Genomic DNA, 24684 nt, shown 5'->3' on the forward strand with positions numbered 1-24684 from the left:
AACGTCAACGTGCTGCCCTCATGAACACGCCCCTCGAAACCCCACGCCCTCCTTTGCCGCCCTTCACCCGGGAGGCCGCCACGCAGAAGGTCCGCATGGCCGAAGATGCATGGAACACGCGCGATCCGCAGCGCGTGGCCCTGGCCTACACGCCGGACAGCCGCTGGCGCAACCGCAGCGAGTTCCCGCGCGGCCGCGAGCAGATCCGGCAACTGCTCGAACGCAAGTGGGCCCGCGAACTGGACTATCGGCTCATCAAGGAACTGTGGGCGCACGATGGCCACCGGATCGCCGTGCGCTTCGCCTACGAGTGGCATGACGACGCCGGCAACTGGTTCCGCTCCTATGGCAATGAGAACTGGGAATTCGACGCCGACGGCTACATGGCGGTGCGCCATGCCAGCATCAACGACAAGCCCATCCAGGCGCACGAACGTCTGTTCCACTGGCCGCAGGGGCCCCGCCCGGCCGAGCATCCGGGCCTCAGTGAACTGGGCCTTTGAAACGTCCCTTCCGAGCTCGAGATGAGCTTTCTTGCGGGCCCGAGCCGGCCCACTGACATCACAAGACACGACATGACGACTTCTGAACCGCAAGCACTGAGTGATGAAGTACAGGGCCTGCGCCAGGAGCTGGCGACCCAGCGTCAGGCCTTGCTGGCCAGCCTGCTGGTCTCGGCCTGGATGGTCGAGGCACGCGACCCCTACACCGGTGGGCACCTCTGGCGCGTGGCGCGCATGGCCCATGCACTGGCACTGGAATCGGGCAGCACGCCGCGCGAAGCCAGCCGCATCGCGATGGCCGGCTTTCTGCACGACCTGGGCAAGGTGGGGATTCCCGATGCCATCCTGCGCAAGCCGGGGCGGCTGACCGACGAGGAATTCGCCGTCATCAAGACGCATCCGCGTGTGGGGGCACGCATGCTGTCGGGCCATCCGATGGCGGAACTGGTCGTCGGTGTGATCCACCATCACCACGAAATGCCCAACGGCCGGGGCTATCCCATGGGACTCGCCGGCGAGGAGATTCCCCGCGACGCCCGGCTGGTAGGCCTTTGCGACGCGTTCGATGCCATGACGAGCACACGGCCGTACCGCGCCGGCATGCCCATCGCCAAGGCCCTGGACATCATCGAGTCCGAGCTGGGGAAGCAGTTCGATCTGGCGCTGGGGACCACGTTCCTGCGCATGGGGCGGGATGGCGCCTTCGATGGCATCGTCGGTCACAGCGATGATGGCATCCCGCTGCAGCACTGCCCGGTCTGCGGCCCGACGCTGGTTCGCACGCGCAGCGCGCGCGCCGGACATCACCTGGGCTGCCCTGCCTGCACGGCGCGCTTCACCTGGACTGATGCCGAGCAGGGCCTTCAGGCCCTGCCCACGGGCACCTATGCCGAGGCAGAGGAGCTGGAGCCCGCCCTGGACCGCGCGCAGATCGAGGCGCTGGTGCTCGACTGGGCGGATGCGATGGTCGGCAGTTGACGCACAGCCTGACCCTCGATTTCCTTCGCACGCCGGACGCCCCGGCCTGGCAACGCGGCCCCGCCATCGAGGCCGGGCACCTCTCATGATTCGAATCTGGCAGGGCAACTGCAGCCAGGCACTCAACGCAGTATCAGATAGGGATAGCGGCTGTAGATATCGTGACTACGTTCGTAAGATGTAAGCGCTCGCGAATTCGAGGCGTCCTTTCAAACCCGCTGCATTCCCTTGTACTGTTCGCGAGCACCGTGGCCTGGCTGCATGACGGGAATCTTCATTCGATGATTCCTGCCGTACTGTAGAGATTGTCAGATATCACGCCGCCGTTATCGCCGAGCAGAACTGGCTGATATCTGGTCTGGCAGTTTATATATTTGAACCGCATGTCATGGAGAGCCGCTTTTATCTCCCCTGACGACGGCCACTTATTCAACGGACAGGCAGTTCAAGCCCCTACGTGAAGGAATGACATGACTTCCCTTCTCAGCAGAGTCAAAGTCACAGCCGTGTCTGCGGTGGCCATGCTGCTGCCTGTTTCACAGGCCTATGCGCAACAGTGGCAACAGATGCCGGGGGCTGCCAAAGCAATCGCCGCGGCGGGAGACAAAGGCGCCGTGCTTGTCGGGACCGACGGCGCCTTTTACGTCTCGGGCGCAGCCGGTTCCTGGGATCGGCTCACCCCAACGCCGGGCTGGCCCACACCGAATGCGGTTTCAATCACCTCCTACGATGGATTGAGATGGGGCGTCGTCGATGCTGACGGAAAGTACTGGTCGGTGGCCCAGAACTTCAGCCCCGTCGGTCCGGCGCTCCCCACTTACAACGCCACCCTATCGCCCTCGTGCGATTTTGGTCCGATCAACGTGGCGAGCGGGCGGGGTTCCAGCTTTTTTGCCACCAAGAAAGGTGATGCCTCCAATACTGTTTATCAAAGTTTGGGAGGGTGTGGATCATCACCAGGCTGGACGTCGTATGGAGCAACAAGCAGTGCAATGTCGGTCCCCGCTGGAGCTGCTGGAGCGGCTCAACGCCCTGTTTTGTGGATCGAAACTCTGCGAGCGGCTTATGGCTGCGTTTCTCGAGGGCTTTGCCTGATCGCTGGTGGCGCGGCCGCGCCCAGTGGCGTGCGCCTCCTGGCGGCTGGCAAGAACACCGTTTGGGTCGTCACCTCGCAAGGCAATGGCCAGGATCAACTGGCCAAATACACGTTAGGCAGTCCGGCTTGGAATAACGGAACTTGGGAAACAAAGGTATTGCCGTCCGGTGTCACGAACCTTCTGGGGATTTCCGTGTCAGAGACCGACGCTGTCTGGCTCATTGACAGTCAGAAGCGTATCTGGAAGATGGCGCCGTAGCGCACGGCCACGGCCAGCAGGGCCGACTCAGCCAGTTCCTCGCCTTCAGATCCCCCTGGCCTTGCCTCGCCTCAACAACAGTCGTGTTCATGACATCGCCCGGGCGCCCATCGCCCGCTTCATGCGATGACGAGCGGCCCGCCGGCTGCGCTAGGCCGTGGAAGGCGGCCAGCGCACGTATACTGCGGCCGCACACTGAAGGTGCCAGGTGGTCCGTCCGGACCGGCCTGGTGAAACGGGAAGTTGGTGCGCGGCGCTCCGCCCAGGAGCCCGCAATGCCAACGCTGCCCCCGCAACGGTAAGCAAGGTCAGGGCTGCGCTTGAATCCACTGGACTCCGGTCCGGGAAGGAGCGGCCTGCCGGAGTTCGATACTCCGGACTTGCAAGCCCGGAGACCGGCCCGCAGTGTTTTGGTGCTGATGCTGCGGTGGGCGGCTCGGGCTGTTTGCGCGCCCGGCTTGCCGCCGGATCGTGCCACACCCCTCCTCCTCCCTCACTCGGCGATTCCTGGCTTCAATCCTGCACGGGGCGTGCAGGCCGGAGGGTTTGTCATGCTTCGTTCCCCCTGACCCCAGGCGCTGGCTGCTGAGCCAACTGGCCATGTGCTGACCTTTTCGGGTCAGCGCAGGCCTGAATCCGTCTTCATCTCGAACGGGCTGCGGCGCTGCTGCCGTGCGCCCGCGCCTTCACACACCCGATTGGAAGTCCCCATGCATATCGAACCCGGCCTGCTGGCGCCCGCCAAGCTGCTCTTCGCCAATGGCGCCGCCGCCCTGCTGCTGGCGCACCACGCCCCTGCCCTGCTTCGCCAGCCGGTCCTGGTGCTGCGCAGCGTGCTTGCAGCACTCTTTTTCACCGCCTGCATGCAGCTCGTCCACCTGAAGGTCGGGCCGTCCGAGCTGCATTTCGTGGGGGCCATGCCCATCTATCTGCTGTGCGGCCTGGTGCCCACCCTGTTCGGCTTCGGCCTGGGTCTGCTGGTGCAGGGGCTGCTGTTCGAGCCGCTGGACCTGGTCCATCTGGCGGTCAACGCCCTTTCGCTGATGGTGCCGCTGCTGCTCACCCATCAGTTGCTGGGACGCCGCGACCGGCCCCTGAGCCGCCGCTTCCTCCTGCAGCTCGATGCCACTTACTACGCGGGGGTCACCCTGATGGTGGGCTTTTGGCTGGCCAACGGGCAGACCAGCACGGCGTTGCAGGATTGGGCGATGTTTGCCGCGTCCTACGTCACGGTGGCGCTGGCCGAGCCGCTGCTGAGCGGGCTGCTGGTACGCGGCGCACAGGCCCTGGCACGGCGCCGGGATGCCCTGGTGCGCCTGTGCTGCGATGAACGCATCAGCGCCGGCGCATGAACCGCGCGCCACAGCAGATGCCGGGCGCGGTGTTCTTCGTCGGCGCCGGACCAGGCTCGCCGGACCTGATCACCGTGCGCGGCCGGGATCTCATCGCCCGCGCCGGCGCCATCCTCTATGCCGGGTCCCTGGTCGACGAGGCCGCCACGCGCTGGGCCCCGGCGGGTTGCGTCCTGCGTGACTCCAAGGACATGACGCTGGAGCAGATGTCGGAGTGGCTGATCGAGCAGTCCCGGCAGCACGCCACCGTCGTGCGCCTGCAGACGGGCGATCCCGCGCTGTACGGGGCCCTGATCGAACTGGTGCAGCCCCTGGATGCCGCTGGCGTGGCCATCGAGGTGGTGCCAGGGGTGTCCTCGGCCATGGCGTCGGCGGCCGCGGCTGTGGAAAGCCTGACCCTGCCCGAGGTCACCCAGACGGTGATCTTCACGCGCGTGGAGGGCCGCACGCCCATGCCGGCGGGCGAGAGCCTGGTGGAGCTGGCCCGCCATCGAAGCACGCTGTGCATCTTTCTTTCCATCACCCTGCTGCACAAGGTCGAAGCCGCGCTGCAGGAGGCCGGCTGGCCCTCGGACGCGCCCATGCTGGTGGTCCACAAGGCCAGTTGGCCGGGGCATCAGCGGGTCCTGCGCGGCACGGTGGCAACGATCAAGTCCCTGTGCCGCGAGGCCGGCATCGTCAGCCAGGCCATGGTGATCGCCAGCCCCACCCTGGGCGCGCGTCAGTGGCCAGACCTGGCACGTTCCAAGCTGTACGACCCCAGCTTCACCCATCGCTACCGGCGCGCCAGCGTGCCCACGGAGTCCGCATGAACGACACCACCCTCCTGCTCGTGGGCCATGGCTCGCGCGAGCCCGCCGGCAATGCCGAGATCCACGCCTTTGTCCGCCAATGGCAGGCCCGGCAGCCGGGCTGGCGCATTGAGGTCTGCTTCATCGAGTTCGCGCCTCCGTCCCTGCACGACGGCCTGCTGCAGGCGGCGGCTGGCGCGCGGCGCGTGCTGGTCCTGCCACTGATCCTCAATGCCGCCGGGCACGTGAAGATGGAGATCCCCGAGGCCATCGAGCACGCGCGGGCCCATGCTCCAGGCGTGGACTTTCTCTACGCCCCCCACCTCACGGCCTGCGACCCCATCCTGAAGATCTTGCAGCGGCGTCTGAAGCAGGCCATGGCGGCGCTGGACATGCCGGACCCGCGTGGCACCGGCGTGATCCTGTTGGGTCGCGGCTCCTCGGATCGAGCCGCCAATGGCGAGATGGCCAAGATGGCGCGCTGGCTGCAGGAGTCCGGCGAGCATGAGCTGGTGGAGCTGGCCTTCACCGGCATCACCTGGCCCCGCTTGGAGCGTGTGGTGCAGCGTCAGGCCCTGATCGGCCTGCGCCAGATCGTGGTGCTGCCCTACTACCTCTACACCGGCACCCTGATGCAGCGCATCCAGCGCCAGGTGGCGCACCTGCGCGGGCAGTATCCGCAGCTGCGCTTCGAATGCGGCACCCACTTCGGCTTCGAGCCGGAAATTTTCCAGCTGCTGGAGCAGCGGGTGGCGGATCTGCTGGCGGGCCTGCCCGACAGCCGCCTGTCCTGCGATGGCTGCAAGTACCGCGAGATCGCCCACGAACTGGGCCATGGTCATTCGCACGAGCACACGCACGGCCCGGCGGCGGCGCAGGCCCCTGTGCATGTGCATGGGCACGCGCATGGACATGAGCCCGCCGCGGAGCCCGCATGAGCAGCCTCAACACGGTCACCGAGCAGCTGACCCGTGCCGGGCAGGCCATCGAGCACGACAGCTTCGCCATCATCGATGCCGAGGTCGGCCCTCACGCCTACGAGCCCGGGCAATGGCCCGTCGTGCGCCGGATGATCCATGCCAATGCCGACTTCGAGTTCAACGGCCTGACCGAGTTCCACCCGCAGGCGGTCGAGGCTGGGGTCGCCGCCATGCTGCGCGGCGGCACGCCGGTGGTGGCCGACGTGGAGATGATCTGCTCCGGCCTCTCCGCGCCGCGCCTGGCGCACTTCGGCATGCGCTGCCACCAGTTCATCAGCGATGCCGATGTGATCCAGGCCGCACGCGAACAAGACAGCACCCGCGCCGTGCAGGCCATGCGCAAGGCCCACCGGCAGGGGCTGCTGGAGGGAGCCATCGTGGGCATCGGCAATGCGCCCACGGCCCTGCTGGAGCTGCTGCGCCTGATACAGGAGCAAGGTGTGCGGCCGGCCCTGGTGGTAGGCATGCCGGTGGGCTTTGTCTCGGCGGCCGAGTCCAAGGCCCTGCTGGCTCAGGAGCAGCGCGTGCCGTGGATCGCCATCCGCGGGCGCAAGGGCGGTTCCACCCTCGTTGTGGCGGCGCTGCATGCCCTGCTGGCCCTGGCGGAGACGCGCCAGCAGGCGCCCCGGAGCCATCCATGATGGACAAGACGAGCCAGCGCGGCACGCGCACTGGCTTCACCACCGGGGCCTGCTCGGCCGCGGCGGCCAGGGCTGCGGTGCTGGGGCTGGTGCGGGGCAGCGTCCCGGCGCGCGTGGAGGCACGCCTGCCCAAGGGCCAGCTGATCTGCTTCGAGGTGATCGACGGCCGCTGCGACGCCGAGGCCGCCCATGCCGTGGTCGTCAAGGACGCCGGGGACGACCCGGACTGCACGGACAAGGCCCGGCTCACCGCCGACGTGCGCCTGCTGCGGGACCGTCCGGGTGAAGTGCTGCTGCGTGGCGGTACCGGCGTTGGCACCGTCACCATGGCGGGCCTGGGCCTGGAGGTCGGCGGGCCGGCCATCAACCCGGTGCCGCGGCGCAACATCGAGGAGAACGTCCGCGAAGCCGGGGCGCCGCTGCTGGACGATGCCGGCTTGGAGGTCACCATCTCCGTGCCCCAGGGCGTGGAGATGGCGCGCAAGACGCTCAACGCCCGCCTGGGCATCCTGGGCGGCATTTCCATCCTGGGCACCACGGGCATCGTCAAGCCCTATTCCACCGCGGCCTACCGCGCCAGCGTGGTCCAGGGGGTGCAGGTGGCCGCCACCGTCGGCAAGTGCAGCGGGCACAGCGTGGTCGTGCTGACCACCGGCGGCCGCACCGAGCAGTTCGCCATGCGCGAGTGCGCGGGCCTGCCGCAGGCCTGCTTCGTGCAGATGGGCGACTTCCTGCGCTATGCCCTGGACACCGCGGTTGAAGAAGGGCTGCGCGAAGTCGTCATCGGAGGCATGGTGGGCAAGCTCACCAAGATCGCCCAGGGCGAGACCATCACCCACGCCAATCGCGCCGAGGTGGACACCGGCCTGCTGGCCGAGCTGGCCGCCAGCATCGGCGCGCCGGCCGACGAATGCGCCGCCATCGCGGCCAATATCACCGCGCGCTTTGCCGCCGAGCGCATGCAGGCCCTGGGTCTGCTCAATGAATTTCACGACGCCCTGGCGCGCAAGGTGATCAGCACCCTGTGCGCCCCGGAGCGCTATGGCAGCCGCTTCCGGCTGCGCGTGCTGGTCTGCGATTTCGACGGCCAGAAGATTGCCGAGGCCTGTTCGACCCATGCACCTGTCTGACCCCCAACCCTGCCGCGTCATCGGCGTCCTGGACGACGGCGCCGCCAGCCTCGGAGCGCTGGCGCTGGCCCATCTGCGCCGCGCCCGCGTCGTCATCGGGGCGCCGCGCACCCTGGCCCTGTTCGCCGACGAGATCGCCCCCGAGGCCCGCTGCCACGCCCTGCAGGGGCCGCTGACCCAGGTGCCCGAATGGATACGCGAGGCCCGCGAGGCCCAGCTGCCCGTGGTCCTGCTGGCCACCGGCGATCCCTTGTGCCATGGCATCGCAGGCTATCTGGCTGCGCGCCTGTGTCTCTCGGCCATCGAGGTGCTGCCCAATGTCTCGACCCTGCAGCTGGCCTGCGCCCGCCTGGGCCTGGCCTGGCAGGACGCGCGCATTCTGTCCATCCATGCCCAGGATGCTGGCGAGTGGCAGCCCGGCGCTCCGCCCGATCACGGGCTCCATGCCCTGGCCCAGGCCCTGCGCGAGCACGACCGCCTGCTGGTGCTGACGAGCCCCGCCAACACGCCGGACCGTGTCGCCCGGCTGCTGCTGGCCGAAGGCATGGGCGAGGACTTCCAGCTGTCCGTGGCCGAATGCCTGTGCACGCCGCAGGAGCGCATCCACGCGGACCTGCAGCCGGGCGAGGCCGCCGACCGCCGCTTCGCCGACCCCAATGTGCTGCTGCTGTGGCGGGTGCGGCCCCGGCCATGGCCCACACTTTTCGGGCTGCCGGATGCCCACTACGCCCAGCGTCATCCCGAGAAGGGCCTGATTACCAAGCAGGAGGTGCGCGCGGTCTCCCTGGCGCGCCTGCAGCTGCGGGCCGACAGCCGGGTCTGGGACATCGGCGCGGGCAGCGGGTCCGTGGGACTCGAAGCCGCACGTCTGTGCCCGCGCGGCCACGTCTGGGCCATCGAGAAGAACGAGCAGGACCTGGCCATTGCCCGGCTGAACCAGCGTGCGGCCGGCTTGAGCAATCACACCCTGCTGCTGGGCAAGGCACCGGAGCCGCTGGATGCCTGGCCGGATCCGGATGCCGTCTTCATCGGTGGCTCAGGCGGTGAGCTGGACGGCCTGATCCGTCTCGTGATGGCCCGGCTGCGCCCTGGCGGCTGGCTGGTGATGAACTTCGTGACCCTCGAGAACCTCGCCACCGCCACGCAGACCCTGGCCTCGCTGGGCGTGGACTGGGACGTGCTGCAGCTGCAGGCGGCGCGCAGCAAGCCCATCCTCCACATGCACCGCATGGCCGCCGAGAACCCGGTGTGGATCGTCTCCGCCCAGGCCCCCATGGCCAAGGAGGAGCGCCGCCATGACGCCTGAGCTCGTGAGCCCCCGCGGCACGCTGCATGGCGTGAGCCTGGGACCTGGCGATCCCGGCCTGATCACCCGCCAGGCCTGGGCGCTGCTGCAGCGGCGGGACGCGGTCTGGGTCTATCCGGTGCGCAGCGGCAAGAGTGCCAGCTATGCGCTGGACATCGTCCTGCGTGCCGGCCTACCGACGCCCGCCCTGCATCAGGCCCTGCTCTTTCCGATGAGCTATGACGCCGAGAAGCTGGCGCGCAGCTGGCAGCGTGCCGCGGACTGGGTGCTGCCCCAGCTGCAGGCCGGCCGGGACGTGCTTTTCCTGGTGGAGGGCGATGCCAGCACCTACGCCACCTTCGGGCATCTGGCGCGCACGCTGCGGGCCCTCGATCCCACCGTGGCCATCGAGGTGACGGCCGGTGTGAACGCCTTTACCGCTGCCTGCGCGACCCTGGCCCAGCCCCTGGCCGAGCAGGACGACACCGTGGCCATCGTGCCCGCCGCCTATGGCGTCGGCGCCCTGGACCGCCTGCTGCCGGAGTTCGACACGCTGGTGCTGCTGAAGGTCAAGCCCCTGATTGACGCGCTGCTGGATTGGCTGCTGGCGCGCGGCCTGCTGGACCGGGCCTGCCTCATCGAACGCTGCGGCGCGCCGGACGAGCGCATCTTCCGCGGCGAGCAGCTGCTGGCCCTGCGCGGCAGCAAGCTCAGCTACCTCTCGCTGATGCTGGTGAGCAGCCCCCTGCGCCAGCGCGGCGAACGCCTGCGTGGCTGTCTGAAGAAGCCGCTCGCGGCCCCTGCCCATCCCCTGACTCCTCCCCGGACCCTCGATGAATCCTGCCCCTCCTGAGCTGATGCCATCGCGCGTGGCCCTGGTCGCCATCACCCGCCACGGCGCGGGCCTGGCGGCTCGGCTGGCGCGCGCCCTGCCCCATGCCGAGCTGTGCGTGGCTGTCAAATTCGCCGAGGCACTGGACGGCCTGCCCAACGCCCGGCATTGCTATGACGGCGCGTTCAGGGACGAGATCGCCGGCCTGTTCGCGGCCTATGACCAGATCGTCTTCTTCGTGTCGCTGGGGGCGGTGGTGCGCCTGATCGCTCCGCACCTGCGCAGCAAGGACGAGGACCCGGGCGTGCTGGTGGTCGACGATGCCGCGCAATTCGTCATCCCCGTGCTGTCCGGCCATGTGGGCGGTGCCAATGCCATGGCCGAGCAGCTGGCCCTGCTGCTGGATGCGCAGCCCGTGCTGACCACCGCCTCGGACGTCGGCCAGACCATTCCCGTGGACATCCTCGGGCGCGAGCTGGGCTGGCGGGTGGAGGCGCCCAAGATCAACATCACCCGTGTCTCGGCCGCCGTGGTCAACGGTGAGCCGGTGGCCCTGGTCCAGGAGGCCGGCAGCCCGCACTGGTGGACGCGGCCGACCCCGCTGCCGCCCAACATTCATTGCTTTGACCGCTTCGATGCGGTGGACACGGCGCGCTTCCAGGCGCTGCTGTGGATCACCCATGCGCCTGTCAGCACCGAGCACTGGCAAGCGCTGGGGGAGCGGCTGGTGGTCTACCGTCCCCCGCAGGAGGCCACATGAAGATCGCGCTCGGGCTGGGCTGCGACCGCGGCACCTCACAGGCCACCCTGCACCAGGCGGTGGCACTGGCCCTGGCCCGCTGCGGAGCGGGCTGGCAGGACGTGGCCGCGGCCGCCAGCATCACGCTGAAGGGTGACGAGGCAGGCCTGCTGGCGCTGGCAGACGCACAGGGCTGGCGCTTGCACTTCTATGCGCCTCAGGAGCTGGCTCGCGTGCCCGTGCCCCACCCTTCCGAAACCGTGCGCCGCCACACGGGCACGCCCTCGGTCAGCGAGGCCGCAGCCCTGCTGGCCGCCAGGGCCACGGCCAGCGCCCTGCTGGTCGAGAAGCTCAAACACCAGGGGACCGATGGGCGCAACGCCACGGTCTCCATCGCAAGGATGTCCCATGATTGAGAACGAAACGCCCCCCGGCCGCCGCAGCGGCAAGATCACCCTGGTGGGCATCGGCCCCGGCAGCGAGGCCCACATGACACAGCGGGCCCGCGAGGCCATCGCCGAGGCCGATGTGGTAGTGGGCTACGTCACCTACATCAAGCTGGTGGCGCCACTGCTGGAAGGCAAGGAAGTGGTGCGAAAGGGCATGACCGAGGAGCTGGACCGCGCCGTCAGCGCCCTGGAGGCCGCGCGCCAGGGCAAGACCGTGGCGCTGATCTCCAGCGGGGACGCCGGCGTCTACGGCATGGCCGGGCCGACCTACGAGGTGCTGTTCCAGGCCGGCTGGACGCCGGAAGACCCGGTGGAGGTCGAGATCGTGCCCGGCGCCTCGGCCCTCAATGCCTGCGCCGCGCTGGTGGGCGCGCCGCTGACTCATGACTTCTGCGCCATCTCCCTCAGCGATCTGCTCACGCCCTGGCCCGCCATCGCCCGCCGCCTGGAGGCCGCCGCTGCGTCGGACTTCGTGACCGCGCTCTACAACCCCAAGAGCGGCCGCCGCACCCGCCAGATCGTCGAGGCCCAGCGGCTGTTCCTGCGCCATCGCCGGCCGGGCACCCCGGTGGCCATCGTCAAAAGCGCCTACCGCCGCCGTCAGCACATCGAGCTGTGCACCCTGGCCGACATGGGCGAGGCCGACATCGGCATGCTCAGCACCGTGCTGATCGGCAACAGCCACACCTTCATGCGCCATGGGCTGATGGTGACGCCGCGCGGCTACGCCAACAAATACGAGCTGGACGAAGGCGGCATCACCCGCGAGGGCGAACGCGCCGGCCGCTCGCTCTCCAGCGGCCTGGAGGGCTGGCTGCAGACCCTGGCCCAGGAGCACGCGGCCGGTGCGACGGCGCAGGCGCTGGCGCTACGCTACCGCCTGCCCGCGGACTACATCCTGGCGGCCCTGCGGGACGCCGCATCGGGCCAGGCCATGCCCTCGAACCTGGAGACCCAGCCATGAGCAGCACGCTCGAGAAGCCCAGCATCGCGCCCTACCGCCGTCACCTCCTGATCTGCACGGGCTCTCGCTGCAGCGAGGACGGCCAGTCGCAGGCACTGTTCGACAGCCTGGGCGACAAGTTCAAGGCCGCCGGCCTCAACGCCGGCGACTTGCGGGTCAAGCGCAGCCGCGTGAGCTGCTTCGCGGCCTGCAAGGGCGGCCCCATCGTCTGCGTGCAGCCCGAGGGCATCTGGTACTGCCAGGTCACGCCCGAGAATATGGACCGCATCATCGAGGAGCACCTCCTGGGTGGCCGGCCGGTGGACGAGCTGGTGTTCCACCGCGGACCCAGCGTGGAGCTGTGCGAGGCCTCTGCCCCGGCCTGCGCGGAAGAGGGCCATGGCTGCTGAGCGCGAGGACCTGCACGCAGGCCTGGTCTCCATCGTGGGGGCAGGCCCCGGGCCGGCTGATCTGCTCACCCTGCGTGCGCTGGACCGCATCCAGCGCGCCGAGGTGGCGGTGCATGACCGCCTGATCGCTGCCGAGGTGCTGGCGCTGCTGCCGGCGACGGCCGAGCGCATCTACGTGGGCAAGGCCTCCGGCCACCATGTGATGAGCCAGGCACAGATCCATGAGGTGCTGATCCGCGAGGCCCGGCGCGGGCGGCGCGTGCTGCGGCTCAAGGGCGGAGATCCCCATGTCTTCGGCCGTGGCGGCGAGGAGGCCCAGGCCTTGGCCGAGGCCGGCCTGGCCTTCGAGATCGTGCCAGGCATCAGCGCGGCCAACGGCTGTGCCGCGGCGGCGGGCATTCCCCTCACCCACCGCGACGTGGCGCAGGCCTGCGTCTTCCTGCCCGGCCACCTGGCCGAGGGCAGCCCCGGCCTGGACTGGTCCAGCCTGGCCCGGCCGCACCAGACCCGCGTGTTCTACATGGGCCTGGCACGCCTGACGTCCATAGCCCAGGCGCTGATCTGGCACGGACTGGACCCCGCCACCCCGGCCGCGGCCGTGATCGACGGCACGCGCAGCAGCCAGCAGGTGCTGGCGGCCCCGCTGCACCGGCTGATGCAGCAGGCCCCGGCCCACGCGGGCCGGCCGGGCCTCTTCATCGTGGGTGAGACGGTGGCCTTGAGCCCGCACTTCGCGCCGGGCCCGCCGGGCGGTGCGTAAATGCCGGTCAGGCGGGTCAGGGCAAGCGCAAGGCCCGCGCGACCTCGCTCCACGGCAGCAGCTTGAAGTTCTGGCGACCGTCAGGCAGGCGCTTGTGGCCGTCCTGCACCACCAGCAGCCCCTGCGAATAGAGGCCGCCGAAGTCGGCTGAGCTCACCTCCAGGCCGTCGGTCTCGGATGCACCATCGATGCCCCGCTGCTCGTTGATGCCGATGCGGAAGCCGCCACGCAACTGGAACGGGGGGCGGGCATCCAGCACCAGGTAGCTGTCGCTGCCCTGGGAGGAGACGACAAGATAGCTGGGCCCGCCACGGCGCCCCTGATAGAGGGCCAGGCCCTCGACATCCGCCACCAGCTCCCGGCCGACCGGCATGACCAGCTGCGGCTGGGCCGGGGCGTCGGCCGTGGCATCCAGGGCCCAGATGCCGCGCTTCTCCTCCCCCACGAAGAGCCGCTGCGCACGCTCGTCCACCACGCAACCCTCGGGCTGGCTGTCAAGCTTGAACTGCCGCAGCAGGCGGGCGCGCCATTTCCCCTCATGCCGTTCGATCCGGTACTGCTGGACACGACCGTCCTTGTCGTTGGGAAAGGCGTCGAGCTGGCCGTCCGGCGTGCGGCCCACGCAGAGGCCGTAGATGTCGGCCAGGTCGGTGGGCAGGCGCGCGAGCTCGGCCACATGGCCGCGGCCATCGATGCCGAACAACACCAGCGACTGCTCGTCACGCTGGGTGGCCACCGCGAGGTCCCAGGCTCGACCGCCGGTGCGGATGCCCTGCCGCAGGTCGACATTGTTGATGCGTCCCACCGGCAACAGCTGCCGCTGGCGGCCGTCAAGCCCGTAGACCAGCAGGCCCTGCTTCTTGTTCGTGCCCAGCACCGCGCTGCGCCGTCCGTCCTGCGGATGGACCCAGATCGCCGGGTCATCGGCCGCATCCCCTTGCTGGCCCACCGGGTCCGTCTGTGCCGTGGGCTGTAGCACCGGCCATGCCGGACGGGCCGTGGGTGCCGGCTCGTTCAGCCAGCGCCGCGGCCGGCCTTCCGGTTCGGTGGCCACGAACCACTGGCCGACGCCGGCTTCGCCGAACTGCAGCAGACCGCGCTCGTCATCCACAGCACATCCCTGCGGATGCGGCGCCGTGGCCAGCCGGCGCAAGGGCCGCGCCGACCGCTCGCCCAGCAGCCATTGCTCACTCAGGCCGTCATTGCCGAGCAGGAACAGGTGCAGCAGGCCCTGCGGGTCGCGGTGCAGGCACAGGGCCTCGACCTCGAAGTCAGGCGCCGGTAGATCGTGGACCGCCAGCCTGTCGCCGCGCACGCGTGCCAGCAGGGGGCGGCTGCGGTCGGCATCCAGGAGGACGGCCACGCGTTCGCTGCCCTCGCCTCGCTGGTCCCAGCGCTTGGCACGCACGGCATGGCGGTCCAGCTCACGGCCCTGGGCGTCCAGCAGATGGAGCCCGTTCTTGTCCAGGGTCAGCGCCCTGTCGGCCGCCAGCGCCCCGGCGGTGGACGCGGCCAGCAGCGCTGCAGCCAGAGCGGTTCGGATCATCGTCATCATCATCATCATCATCATCGACCCTGGCATCAGAACAGCGTGGCCTTGACCGACAGCTTGAAGGTGCGACCGTAGCTCTCGTTCTGCACGTTGAAGGGCTGGCTGCCCTGGAAGACGTAGTAGCGCTCGCGGTTGAGGTTGAGCGCTTCCACGACGACCGACCAGCGGCGGTCGAACTGCCAGGCGGCGGAGACGTCCAGCTGCCGCTGGCGATCGACGTAGCGATCCTGGGCCGCGTTCAGGATGTCCGCCCCCAGCTCCAGCAGGTAATTGGACTTCTGATTCAGCGCCAGTCGAGCGCTGATCGGCCCCGCCTCGTAGCCCAGCATCACGTTGACCACGGCATTGGACTGCCCCGGCAGCCGGATGCTGCGGGCCTGCAGCGCACCCGTCTTTCTGTCGAATCGGGCCACCTCGGCCTTCGAGTCCGTGAAGGTGGCATTGACCCCCACGATCAGGCCTGACAGCGCGCCCGGCAGCATGCGCAGGGGCTGGCTGTAGGCCAGCTCGATGCCGCGCACGCGGGCCGAGTCCCCGTTGGCGAAGCTGGTGGCCGTCGTGTACGCGGCCCAGGCGCCGCTGCCTGCGAGGTTGGTGGTGTAGGTGAAGTCGCGGATCGCCTTGTCGAACACATAGGCCGACAGCACGCCCTCGCGGCCCAGGATCCGTTCGATGCCGAGGTCCAGGTTGCGGGAGCGCAGCGGGTTCAGGTCCGGGTTGCCGATGCTGGCTTCCGTCGTGCTGGCCAGGCTGATGCCCGGCGCCAGCTGGCTGAAGTTGGCACGGACCACGGAGTTCCACCAGGCGCCACGCACCGAGGTCCTGGCATCCAGCTCATAGCGGGCGTGCAGGCCGGGCAGCCAATGACCGTAGCGGCGCTCGCTGCTGCGCTCACTGAGGGCATTGGCGGCGTTGACCTGCTGGCCCTGCGCCTCGAAACGGGTCTGCTCGCGGCGCAGCCCGGCCAGCAGCTGGAGGCGGTCATTGAACTCGTGGCTGAGCTGCAGGTAGCCGGCGCTGATGTCCTCACCCATGCGGTAGTCGTTCAGCGCCGACTCGCGCACCAGCCGGGCCGGATCGCGGGGCAGCTCGGCAATGCGGGCACGGACGCGCTGCGGGTCGATGGCCACGCCCATGCGGCCGTAGGGGAAGTCCAGCTCCTGCTCGGAGGCAAAGGCCGCCAGGGTGCTGGCGCCCGCGCCCCAGTAGTTCGGGCTCGCGGCGCTGCTACTGGTGTAGGCCCACTGCTCCGTGTCGTTGCGCTTGTCTCGGTTGCTCTTCTTGACGCCGAACTTGAGGGCCGTCGGGCGCCCCGCCAGCAAGAGGCGCCGCTCCAGGTCGAGCCTGGCGTGGGCTTCCCTGTCCTCGCTCCAGCGCGCCTGCAGCGTGATGCCGTTCAGCGCATAGGCTGCCGTGTTGTAGAGCGCCGCGGGACCCTGCAGCAGCGGCCGCTGGCTGTCGGTGAAGGAGAGGCCGGCCACATTGTTCTGGCGGAAGCGCGCGTCGTTGATCGACTCCGGCGTGTCCTCGCTGGCCCGGCCCAGGCCGGCCGAGGCCTGCAGCGTCCAGTCCGCCAGCAGCTGTTCGGTGCCGACGTTCAGCGAGTCGATGCCCTGTGTGTACTTGCGCTGTCGCAGCCGGCGCTCGGCCCGCGCTGTCACGACCTGACCCTCGGCGAACAGGCCGCCCGGCGTTGCCGCGCTGTTCGCGACGCTGCCGATGGTGAGGCGGTCGCGGACTTCATCGTCGCTGAACCGGCTGATGAAGGCGCGCAGCTGGTAGCTCTCCCCATCGCGGGGACGGTAGTCCAGATTGGCCGAGAGGGCCCGACGCTCGCGCACGGGCAGGTAGTCCCGCAGCTCGACGCCGCTCAGGCGGCCATCGGTCCAGGCGCCACCGGTCTCGACGTCGTCGGACCCGAAGCGGCGTTTCTCGGTGCTCAGGCCCAGCGCCACCCCAAGGTGCCGAGACTCGCCGAAGCGGCGGGCCCACAGCAGGTGGGCATTGGCGTCGCCCCGCGCCGTCAGCTGGTCGCGCGTGACGCCGAGGCCGACGTTCAGGATGGATTGCGGCAGGTCGAAGGCGGACAAGGTCTTGACGGCGATGCTGCCGCCCATGGAATCGGCGTCCTGGTCCGGTGTCAGCGTCTTGCTGACCTCCAGGGAGCGCACCATGCCGGCCGGCAGTGTGTCCAGGGCCACGCCGCGGCGACCGGCCTCGGGCGAGGGCACCAGGGAGCCGTTGATGGAGACCGAGTTCAGGTCCGGCCCCAGCCCGCGGATCACCACGTAGCGACCTTCCCCCTGGTCGCGCTGCAGCGAGACCCCCGGCATGCGCGCGAGTGCCTCCGCAGCGTTCTTGTCCGGCAGGGCCCCGATGTCATCGGCGCTGATGACGCTGAGCACATGGTTGGCCTTTTCCTGGGCGGCCAGTGCCTTGCGCAGGCTCGCGGCCTGGCCGGTGATGGTGACGGCATCCAGCGTGGCACTGGCCTGGGCCTGCGCACCGAAGGCGGCGGCCAGGCCGAGGCTCAGGGCGCTGAGGCGGCAGTGGGAGCGAGGGGAAGGTTTCATGGGATCTCGACTGAATGGGCGCCCGGCGGGCAATGGGGGCGCACTGTCCCGAAGCCCGATGGCAGTCGCGTGACATCGACCGATGAGCGCAGGGCCGCCCCGCCCGTGAGCCGATAGGTCCCCCCTCCCTCAGCTTCCGCGGGAACTGTCACAAACCCTTCCTAGCATCACGCCCCCATGAACATCAGCTCCGCGCGCCGCCTGCTCGCCTCCCTGGAGGTGCCGACACTCGCCCCCGTCCTGGGCCTGGCCGGCTTCGGCCGTCTCGTCCTGCTGGCCATGGCGCTGGTGCTGTACTGCTTCCAGGATCAGGCCATCGCCAAGCCCCTGGCGCGCTGGAACTGGATGGACATCGTGGGCGAAGGCGGCATGGTGCTCATGGCAGGCGTGTGGCTGATGCAGCTGCGCGCCAGCCGGCCGGCAGGCCGCGTCACCGACCTCCTGTGCCTCGGGCTGGCGGCCATGCTGCTGGGCGAATGGGTGGATGCGCTGGACGAATTCATGCTGCTGCCCAAGTCGGTGCTCTGGGACAACTGGCTGGAGTCCACCCTGGTGCCTCTGGGCATGCTGCTGGTGACGATGGGCCTGCATCACTGGCGCCAGGAGCATCGTGTCCTGACGGAGCAGCTGCTGCGCCGGGAGCGCATCTTCAGGGACCATCGCAGCATGGAGGGCGTCACGCAGCTGGGCGATGCCGGCTACATGACAGCGCAGGTCGGGCTGGAGCAGCGCATGCAGCGCCCGGCAGCCCTGCTGATGCTGGGCTTCGAAGATTTCCAGACCGTGGTCCGCGAGCAGGGTCTGGCGGAGGCCGACCGCCTGCTTCAGGCCCTCAGCCATCTCCTGCTGCTGAGCCTCCCGCCCGACGCCTTGCTGTGCCGCTACGCAGCCGACCGCTTCTGCGTGCTGCTGCCCGGCGCGCAAGCGGACGCCGCCCAGCGGCAGGCCCAGCACCTGCAGGCCGCCCTGAACCATCTGGGCCACCACACGCGGGCAGGCCTGCGCCTGCAGTTGGCGGCGCGCTGCGCCTGGTCCCTGGTACAGCCGCAAGTGCCGGCCGATGAGCAGTTGCTGGCCCTGGCCCGGAGGCTGGCATGAGCCCCACGCTGAGCCCGGCACTGTGCGCGCCGCCCGGGTCGCCGGTCTTCGATCTGGCCAGCCCCTGCCTGCCCTGGGAGCAGCAGGCGGCCTGCGTGCTGGAACTGGCCCGCACCCGAGCCGTGGCGCCCGAGGACCTGCTGAACCATGCCGGTCTGGTGCGCAGCGCTCTCATCAGTCCCCGTCAATTGCTGGCCTTGCTGGCCGCCCTGCAGCACCGGCTGCCAGCGGCCGACACGCCCTTCGTGCTGGGCCAGCTGAGCCTGCCCGGCCATGCGGGGCTGGCCAGCCACGCCCTGCTGCAGGCCGCCACGCTGGGGGAGGCGCTGGAGCTGCTGTGCCGGTACGCCGGCCGTCTCTCGCCCTTGCTGACGCCGCGCCTGCTGCTTCATGGCGACGAAGCGCTGCTGCTGTGGACTGAGTCCTGCGGCATCCCCGCGGCCCAGCGTGCCTTCGTGGTCGACATGCACATGAGCGCACTGAAGTCCCTGTGCCAGTGGCAGAGTGGAGCTGCGCTGCCCTGGCGCTTCTGCTTCAACCGGACGCGGCCGCGGGACCTGTCCCAGCATGTCGTCTTCCTCGGGGCCGAGCTCAGCTTCGGCTGCCAGTTCGATGCCATGCGCCTGCCCGCGGCCCTGCTGTCCCGGCCCTGGCCCCGTGCCGTGAAGCCGAACCTGGCCCAGCGGGCCCTGGAGCAGAACGCCGATCCCGCCGCCGCGGGGCGCGGACTCCTCGCCGCTCTCTATGACTGGTTGCTGCCCCGGTACCGGGAGGCCACGCCCCTGGAGCAGGCGGCCCAGGCTTTCGGCGTCAGCCCGGCGACGCTGAAGCGGCGGCTGGCGCTGCACGGCACCCACTACCAGGCCCAGCTGGACCAGGCCCGAAGCCATGTGGCGCTCTACCTCCTGCTGCTGCAAGGTCGCAGCAGCGACTCGATCGCCAGCGAGCTGGGCTTTCACGACCGCAGCAGCTTCCGGCGCTCGTTCAAGCGCTGGACGGGCCTGACGCCGGGCGTCGCGCTGTCGGGATGAGGGCGGGGCTTGCCAGGGCCGTCTGCCGGCCGGGGCCCCTCACATCAAGCGGCGAAAGGCCAGGCGCGTGATCAAGGGCTCACCCTGGACCTGCTGCACCTGACGTTCGATGACCTCCACCTTGCCGGACTTCGCCATGGCACAGATGTCCTCGGCGACCCCGTCATAGACCCAGGGCAGCTCGAGGGCGGTGCCGCATCGCGGCAGCTCGACCAGCTCGCCGATCCGGGACTCCAGAAACAGTGCTCGTGAAATGGTGCCCATGACTCGCGCCTCCACACGCTCTTCTGCACGTGGCGTTCATGTTGGAGCCGTCATGGAGCCCTCGCAAGCGCGGTCCGTCAAAGCGCTGATCCAGGGCAAGGAAAGTGGTGGCGTAGCTTCGCCAAGGCTGAAGGCCGCCCACCTTGGGCGGCCCCGCACGCAGCGGCCTGGCCTCTCACGCAGCGGCCTGCCCACCTCAGCGCACCACGCCCAGTTCCTCGCGCTGGCCGCCCTTGAAGGTGTAGAGGGTCAGGGCACCGTTCCTGATGTCGCCCTTGTCGTCGAAGGCGACGGTGCCGGTGACGCCCTGCATGCTGAGCTTCTGCAGCACGGGCAGGTAGCGGGCGGGCTCGGCGGAACCGGCCTTGACCATGGCTTCGGCCAGGGCCTTGGTGGCGTCGTAGGTGTAGGGCGAGTAGATCTGGACCTCGGTGCCGAACTTCTTCTTGAAGTCGGCCTTGAACTTGTCGAAGCCGGGGCGCAGCGTGCCGTCGATGCCGCCCGCGATGGCGCAGACGACCTGCCCGTCCAGCATCTGGCCCGAGGCCAGCTTGGGCAGCTCCGCGGTGCAGACGCCGTCACCGCCGAGGAACTTGGACTGAATGCCCAGCTGCTTCATCTGGCGCAGCATGGGCCCGCCGACGGCATCCATGCCGCCGTAGAACACCACGTCCGGCCTGGCCGCCTTGATGCCGGTGAGGATGCCGGTGAAGTCGGTGGCCTTGTCATTGGTGAACTCGCGCTTGACGACGGTGGCGCCGGCCGCCTTGGCGGCCTTCTCGAACTCGCTGGCAACGCCCTGGCCGTAGGCGGTGCGGTCGTCGATGACGGCCACCGTCCGGGCCTTCAGCGTCTGCACCGCATAGCGGCCCAGCGTGCCGCCCAGCTGGGCGTCGTCCGCCACCATGCGGAAGCTGGTCTTGAAGCCCTGGCGGGTGTACTTGGGATTGGTCACCGAGGGCGCAATCTGCGGGATGCCGGCTTCGGCATAGATGCGGGCGGCCGGGATGGCGGTGCCGGAGTTCAGGTGGCCGACGACGCCGTTCACCTTGAGATCCACCAGCTTCTGCGCGGCCTGGGTGCCCTGCTTCGGGTCACCCGCATCGTCCTCAGCCACCAGCTCGAAGCGTGCCGGACGGCCACCGATCTGCAGGCCCTTGGCGTTCAGCTCTTCCACGGCCATGCGGACGCCGTTCTCGTTGTCATGCCCGAGGTGGGCGGCCGGGCCGCTCAGCGCAGCCACATGGCCGATCTTGACGAGCAGCGGTTCTGCCGCCTGGGCAGACAGGGAAACACAGGCCGCGGCGACTGCGCCGAGGCGGATGGCGGGGTGGTTCATGGGATCTCTCCTGGGGACGTCAGCGACACGGTGACGCCGCCGGACCTCGGCGGTCGTCGCCCCCTCTGTCGCTGATGCCTGAGAGATTCCTCCCGCCCAGGATGGGGCGGGCTTGCTCCTTCGGCGCGCCGGCAGACGTCATGCAACCGGCAACTCTGCAGAGTTCGTCCACGACATCGGTCCCTTTGCCTGAGAGTTTCCGGGGCGGTTGCTCCTTCGGCGCCGCGCGGGGTGGCGCGCGGACTCTCCCGATGTCGCTCGGGCTTGTGGCCAGCAAGGCCGCCAGCGGATAGCCTGGACCTTGCATTGAAGGCTTTGATTATGCCCACGAATCAGGGTTTACCCACAATCAAATCAAGAGCCTTTTTGTCAGGTGTGCCAGTAAGAACCTCTTGATGCAAATGCGCGCCCGCAGGTCCATAGTGACCGGGAGCCGCCCTTGCCCTTCTGCTGACGGGAGCCTGCGCCATGAGTGAACACCGCCCTCCAACGCCCGGCCTGCGTGTCGAGCACGATTCCATGGGCACCGTGGAAGTGCCCGCCGACGCCTGGTTCGGCGCCCAGACCCAGCGCGCCGTGCTGAACTTTCCCATCAGCGGGCAGCCTCTGCCGCCCGGCTTCATCCGTGCCCTGCTGCTCATCAAGGGGGCTGCGGCATCGGCCAATGGCGAGCTCCAGCAGCTCGACGCCGCCGCCGCGCAGGCCATCGCACAGGCCAGCGAGGCGCTGCTGAAGCTGGAGGACGCGGCGCTGATGAAGCACTTTCCCGTCGACGTCTTCCAGACCGGCTCCGGGACCAGCAGCCACATGAATGCCAACGAGGTGCTGGCCACCCTGGCGAGCAGGATCCACGGCGCGCCGGTGCATCCCAATGACCAGGTGAACGCCGGGCAGAGCAGCAATGACGTGGTGCCCAGCGCCCTGCATGTGGCCGCGGCGCTGGCGGTCTCACAGCGCCTGCTGCCCGCGATGGATCACCTGGTGCAGGTGCTGCATCGCAAGGCGGACACCGTGCATGCCCACGTCAAGACCGGCCGCACTCATCTGATGGACGCCCTGCCGGTGCGCCTCAGCCAGGTGCTGGGAGGCTGGGCTGCGCAGGTGCAGGGGGCCCGCGAGCAGGTCCAGGCGGCCCTGCCGTTGATGCAGCGCCTGGCCCTGGGTGGCACGGCCGTGGGCACGGGCGTCAATGCCCATCCGGCCTTCGCGGGGCGCTGCTGCGAGGTGCTGAGCGAGCGCACCGGCGTCGCCTTCGCACCGGGGCCCAACCGCTTTGCGCTGATGGGCAGCCAGGACGCCGCCGTGGCGATGTCGGGCGCGCTCAAGCTGGTGGCGGTGGTGCTGTCCAAGATCGCCAACGACCTGCGCTGGATGAACTCCGGGCCTCTTGCGGGCTTGGCCGAGATTGAGCTGGAGGCGCTGCAGCCGGGCTCGTCCATCATGCCGGGCAAGGTCAACCCGGTGATCCCGGAGGCGGCCCTCATGGTGTGCACCCAGGTGATGGGCAACGATGCCGTGATCACGCTGGCCGGCCAGTCCGGCAACTTCGAGCTCAATGTGATGCAGCCCCTGGTCGCCCGCAACCTGCTGGAGAGCATCACCCTGCTGACCGCCGTGCTGCCACTGCTGGCGGACAGGGCGATCGCGAGCTTCCGGGTGAACGAGGACCGGCTGCGCGAGGCGCTGGCGCGCAATCCGGTGCTGGTGACGGCGCTCAATCCGCTGATCGGCTACGAGCGGGCTGCGGAGATCGCGAAGAAGGCCTGGCGCGAGAAGCGCCCCATTCTCGAGGTGGCCCTCGAGTGCACCGAGATCGATCCGGACACATTGCAGGCGCTGCTGGACCCGGCCCGCCTGACCGGTGAGCACTGAGCGCCCCTGGCCGGCCGCCGCCGGCTGGAGCGCCCACGTATCGCGCCATCGCAGGGCGAACTGTGATTGGTGACAGTAGTCATCCCCTCTCGAGCCCGCAACACTGCCGCAGGTCCGACGAGCCCCTGCGCTCGGGGCGCCGGCAGCCGAGCGCGCCGTCGCCATCGCGGTCGGCCATTCCCCACTTCATCAGGAACCCCCATGAGCAAGAACTTTGAAACGCCCATCCAAGTCAAGTACCGGGACACGGATTCAATGGGTCATGTCAGCAGCCCTGTCTACTACGACTATCTGCAGCACGCCTACCTCGAATTCATGTTCAAGGTGCTCTCGGTGCCCAAGCACGAGAAGCTGCCGCACATCATGGTCAAGACGGCCTGCGAGTATGTGCAGCCCGCCATGTTCGGCGACAGCCTCATCGTGCGCAGCCGTGTCAGCGGCTTCGGCACCAAGAGCTTCGAGATCGAGCACATCATGCACCGTCAGGACGGGCAGGACACCGTGGTCGCCCGCGGCTACTCCAAGCACGTGATGTTCGACTACGAGAGCAACAAGACCACGCCCGTCACCGAGGACTTCAAGGCCCGCATCCTGGACTTCCAGGGCAGCGTCTGAGAGCAGCGGCAGGAGATCCAACATGATGATGCACTGGTCCGAAACTCAAGCGGGCTTGCAGCGACGCTTCCAGGCGCTGGGCCAGGAGATCGCCGGCATGGGCCCGCGCCAGGACTTCGACGCCGCGCGCTGGCATCGCCTGCGCGAAGCCGGTCTCTGGGAGCTCCTGGGGCAGCGCGAGGGCCATGCCTCCGCCTGGTGGGACTTCACCGCGGCGCTGGAGGGCCTGGCGCAGACGGTGCGCTGCCCGGCCCTGCTGCTGTCGGCCATCGCCCAGGCGGGCATGGTGCGGGGGCTGCAGCGCCATGGCAGCGAGGCCCAGAAGGACCGCTACCTGCCCATGCTGGCCCGCGGCGAGCTCTGCGCGACGGGCATCGCCGAACCGGGCACGGGCACCGATGTCCGCAGCATCGCCAGCACCCTCACCCCCTGCCCGGGCGGCTATCGGCTGAACGGGAGCAAGTACAACATCGCGCATGCGCCGATGGCCGCTTTCTCGCTGATCGTCTGTCGGCATGCCGATGCACCGGAGTCAGTGGCCCTGGTCTTCCTCGACCAGGAAGCGCCCGGCCTCGTGATCGGCCCGGGCGACCGCAAGCTGGGCAATACGGACCTGCCCACCGGCAGCCTGGCCTTCCATGACGTCTTCGTCCCGCATGCGCAGGTGTTGGGCGACGCTCGGCGCGGGCTGCGGCAGTTGGTGGACATCATCTCCCTGGGCCGGGCCTACTACGGCCTGGTGGCCGCCCACCTGGTGAGCCCCTTTCTCGAGGATGCCCTGCAGTACGCCCGCGGCCGCGAGAGCTTCAGAGAGCCCATCGTCGAGCACCAGTACGTCCAGCGCCGGCTGACGGACATCCGCATCGGCATGGAGCGCAGCCGCTGGACGGCCCTGGCCGCGGTCAGCAAGCTCATCAACGAGGAGCCGGACGCCCTGCTGGCCTGCTCCGTGGCCAAGCTGGTGGGCTCCGAGGACCTGATCCGCAGCGCGCTGGATCTGGTCCGCCTCCATGGCAGCCGTGGCTACCAGGAAGGCCCCGTGGCCCTCCTGATGCGCGATGCCCTGGGCTTTGCCAGCGTCGGAGGTACGGAGGAGATGCATCGCAAGAACATCTTCAACCAGATGTCGCGGCCGGCGCAGGCTGCAGCCAGCACTCGAACGCCGGCTTCCGGGCTGGTTTCCACCGCCTGA

At 69.1% G+C, this 24684-nt stretch carries 24 protein-coding genes and 2 riboswitches; of the genes, 20 read left to right on the forward strand and 4 right to left on the reverse strand.

Annotation, left to right across the window (positions count from 1 at the left end; all coding sequences use genetic code 11):
* Positions 1-20 precede the first annotated feature (20 nt).
* The 15 genes from ABDJ40_RS13600 (at position 21) to cobA (ending at position 13148) form a co-directional block, all read left to right on the forward strand.
* The gene (locus ABDJ40_RS13600; RefSeq protein WP_347610531.1) at positions 21-503 is read left to right on the forward strand and encodes a nuclear transport factor 2 family protein; all 483 of its coding nucleotides are present in this window, start codon (positions 21-23) and stop codon (positions 501-503) included.
* A gap of 72 nt (positions 504-575) precedes the next feature.
* Positions 576-1481: an HD-GYP domain-containing protein gene (locus ABDJ40_RS13605; protein ID WP_347610533.1), complete on the forward strand. Its 906-nt coding sequence runs from the start codon at positions 576-578 to the stop codon at positions 1479-1481.
* Between the two features lie 470 nt (positions 1482-1951).
* Positions 1952-2836: a hypothetical protein gene (locus ABDJ40_RS13610; RefSeq protein ID WP_347610535.1), complete on the forward strand. Its 885-nt coding sequence runs from the start codon at positions 1952-1954 to the stop codon at positions 2834-2836.
* A gap of 190 nt (positions 2837-3026) precedes the next feature.
* Positions 3027-3248, forward strand: a riboswitch (cobalamin riboswitch).
* A 298-nt stretch (positions 3249-3546) separates the two neighbouring features.
* On the forward strand, positions 3547-4188 hold the full coding sequence (locus ABDJ40_RS13615) for an energy-coupling factor ABC transporter permease (protein ID WP_347610537.1): 642 nt from the start codon (positions 3547-3549) through the stop codon (positions 4186-4188).
* Entirely contained in the window at positions 4185-5000 is an 816-nt protein-coding gene (cobM, locus tag ABDJ40_RS13620) for a precorrin-4 C(11)-methyltransferase (RefSeq protein ID WP_347610539.1), read from the forward strand. The genes ABDJ40_RS13615 and cobM overlap by 4 nt, the downstream gene beginning before the upstream one ends.
* Positions 4997-5917 (forward strand): sirohydrochlorin chelatase, encoded by a 921-nt coding sequence (locus ABDJ40_RS13625; protein ID WP_347610541.1) that lies wholly within the window; start codon positions 4997-4999, stop codon positions 5915-5917. Before cobM ends, ABDJ40_RS13625 begins: the two co-directional genes overlap by 4 nt.
* A complete protein-coding gene (locus tag ABDJ40_RS13630) occupies positions 5914-6600 on the forward strand; it encodes a precorrin-8X methylmutase (RefSeq protein WP_347610543.1) in 687 nt (228 codons plus the stop codon). The genes ABDJ40_RS13625 and ABDJ40_RS13630 overlap by 4 nt, the downstream gene beginning before the upstream one ends.
* Complete coding sequence (locus ABDJ40_RS13635; protein ID WP_347610545.1) at positions 6597-7730, forward strand: cobalt-precorrin-5B (C(1))-methyltransferase; 1134 nt, start codon at positions 6597-6599, stop codon at positions 7728-7730. Before ABDJ40_RS13630 ends, ABDJ40_RS13635 begins: the two co-directional genes overlap by 4 nt.
* Positions 7717-9036, forward strand: a complete 1320-nt coding sequence (gene cbiE / locus ABDJ40_RS13640; RefSeq protein ID WP_347610547.1) for a precorrin-6y C5,15-methyltransferase (decarboxylating) subunit CbiE — start codon at positions 7717-7719, stop codon at positions 9034-9036. The genes ABDJ40_RS13635 and cbiE overlap by 14 nt, the downstream gene beginning before the upstream one ends.
* A complete protein-coding gene (cobI, locus tag ABDJ40_RS13645) occupies positions 9026-9868 on the forward strand; it encodes a precorrin-2 C(20)-methyltransferase (protein WP_347610549.1) in 843 nt (280 codons plus the stop codon). The genes cbiE and cobI overlap by 11 nt, the downstream gene beginning before the upstream one ends.
* Positions 9849-10607, forward strand: coding sequence for a cobalamin biosynthesis central domain-containing protein (locus ABDJ40_RS13650; protein ID WP_347610551.1), 759 nt, complete (start codon positions 9849-9851; stop codon positions 10605-10607). The genes cobI and ABDJ40_RS13650 overlap by 20 nt, the downstream gene beginning before the upstream one ends.
* A complete protein-coding gene (locus ABDJ40_RS13655; protein WP_347610553.1) occupies positions 10604-11002 on the forward strand; it encodes a cobalamin biosynthesis protein in 399 nt (132 codons plus the stop codon). Before ABDJ40_RS13650 ends, ABDJ40_RS13655 begins: the two co-directional genes overlap by 4 nt.
* The gene (gene cobJ, locus ABDJ40_RS13660) at positions 10995-11999 is read left to right on the forward strand and encodes a precorrin-3B C(17)-methyltransferase (protein WP_347610555.1); all 1005 of its coding nucleotides are present in this window, start codon (positions 10995-10997) and stop codon (positions 11997-11999) included. The genes ABDJ40_RS13655 and cobJ overlap by 8 nt, the downstream gene beginning before the upstream one ends.
* The gene (locus ABDJ40_RS13665) at positions 11996-12388 is read left to right on the forward strand and encodes a (2Fe-2S) ferredoxin domain-containing protein (RefSeq protein ID WP_347610557.1); all 393 of its coding nucleotides are present in this window, start codon (positions 11996-11998) and stop codon (positions 12386-12388) included. Before cobJ ends, ABDJ40_RS13665 begins: the two co-directional genes overlap by 4 nt.
* Positions 12378-13148, forward strand: coding sequence for a uroporphyrinogen-III C-methyltransferase (cobA, locus tag ABDJ40_RS13670; RefSeq protein ID WP_347610559.1), 771 nt, complete (start codon positions 12378-12380; stop codon positions 13146-13148). The genes ABDJ40_RS13665 and cobA overlap by 11 nt, the downstream gene beginning before the upstream one ends.
* 16 nt (positions 13149-13164) lie before the next feature.
* Here the strand turns inward: cobA and ABDJ40_RS13675 are convergent, their stop codons facing one another.
* Positions 13165-14694 (reverse strand): phytase, encoded by a 1530-nt coding sequence (locus ABDJ40_RS13675; RefSeq protein WP_347610561.1) that lies wholly within the window; start codon positions 14692-14694, stop codon positions 13165-13167.
* 35 nt (positions 14695-14729) lie between these two features.
* On the reverse strand, positions 14730-17273 hold the full coding sequence (locus ABDJ40_RS13680; RefSeq protein WP_347610563.1) for a TonB-dependent receptor: 2544 nt from the start codon (positions 17271-17273) through the stop codon (positions 14730-14732).
* Between the two features lie 177 nt (positions 17274-17450).
* Between ABDJ40_RS13680 and ABDJ40_RS13685 the strand changes: the two genes are divergently transcribed.
* Both ABDJ40_RS13685 and ABDJ40_RS13690 read left to right on the forward strand, forming a co-directional pair.
* Positions 17451-18371 (forward strand): diguanylate cyclase domain-containing protein, encoded by a 921-nt coding sequence (locus ABDJ40_RS13685; protein ID WP_347610565.1) that lies wholly within the window; start codon positions 17451-17453, stop codon positions 18369-18371.
* On the forward strand, positions 18368-19402 hold the full coding sequence (locus ABDJ40_RS13690) for an AraC family transcriptional regulator (RefSeq protein WP_347610567.1): 1035 nt from the start codon (positions 18368-18370) through the stop codon (positions 19400-19402). The genes ABDJ40_RS13685 and ABDJ40_RS13690 overlap by 4 nt, the downstream gene beginning before the upstream one ends.
* 39 nt (positions 19403-19441) lie before the next feature.
* Here the strand turns inward: ABDJ40_RS13690 and ABDJ40_RS13695 are convergent, their stop codons facing one another.
* Together ABDJ40_RS13695 and ABDJ40_RS13700 are read right to left on the reverse strand one after the other, a co-directional pair.
* Complete coding sequence (locus tag ABDJ40_RS13695; RefSeq protein ID WP_347610569.1) at positions 19442-19666, reverse strand: hypothetical protein; 225 nt, start codon at positions 19664-19666, stop codon at positions 19442-19444.
* A 196-nt stretch (positions 19667-19862) separates the two neighbouring features.
* Positions 19863-21005, reverse strand: a complete 1143-nt coding sequence (locus ABDJ40_RS13700) for a branched-chain amino acid ABC transporter substrate-binding protein (RefSeq protein WP_347610571.1) — start codon at positions 21003-21005, stop codon at positions 19863-19865.
* 167 nt (positions 21006-21172) lie between these two features.
* A riboswitch (glycine riboswitch) is annotated at positions 21173-21266 on the reverse strand.
* Between the two features lie 207 nt (positions 21267-21473).
* Between ABDJ40_RS13700 and ABDJ40_RS13705 the strand changes: the two genes are divergently transcribed.
* The 3 genes from ABDJ40_RS13705 to ABDJ40_RS13715 all read left to right on the forward strand — a co-directional run bounded on the left by ABDJ40_RS13705 (position 21474) and on the right by ABDJ40_RS13715 (position 24684).
* Positions 21474-22877, forward strand: a complete 1404-nt coding sequence (locus ABDJ40_RS13705; RefSeq protein ID WP_347610573.1) for a class II fumarate hydratase — start codon at positions 21474-21476, stop codon at positions 22875-22877.
* A 201-nt stretch (positions 22878-23078) separates the two neighbouring features.
* Positions 23079-23492, forward strand: coding sequence for an acyl-CoA thioesterase (locus ABDJ40_RS13710; RefSeq protein WP_347610575.1), 414 nt, complete (start codon positions 23079-23081; stop codon positions 23490-23492).
* A gap of 22 nt (positions 23493-23514) precedes the next feature.
* A complete protein-coding gene (locus ABDJ40_RS13715; protein ID WP_347610577.1) occupies positions 23515-24684 on the forward strand; it encodes an acyl-CoA dehydrogenase family protein in 1170 nt (389 codons plus the stop codon).

It is taken from the genome of Roseateles flavus, assembly GCF_039872765.1.
Lineage (GTDB): Bacteria > Pseudomonadota > Gammaproteobacteria > Burkholderiales > Burkholderiaceae_C > Roseateles_B > Roseateles_B flavus.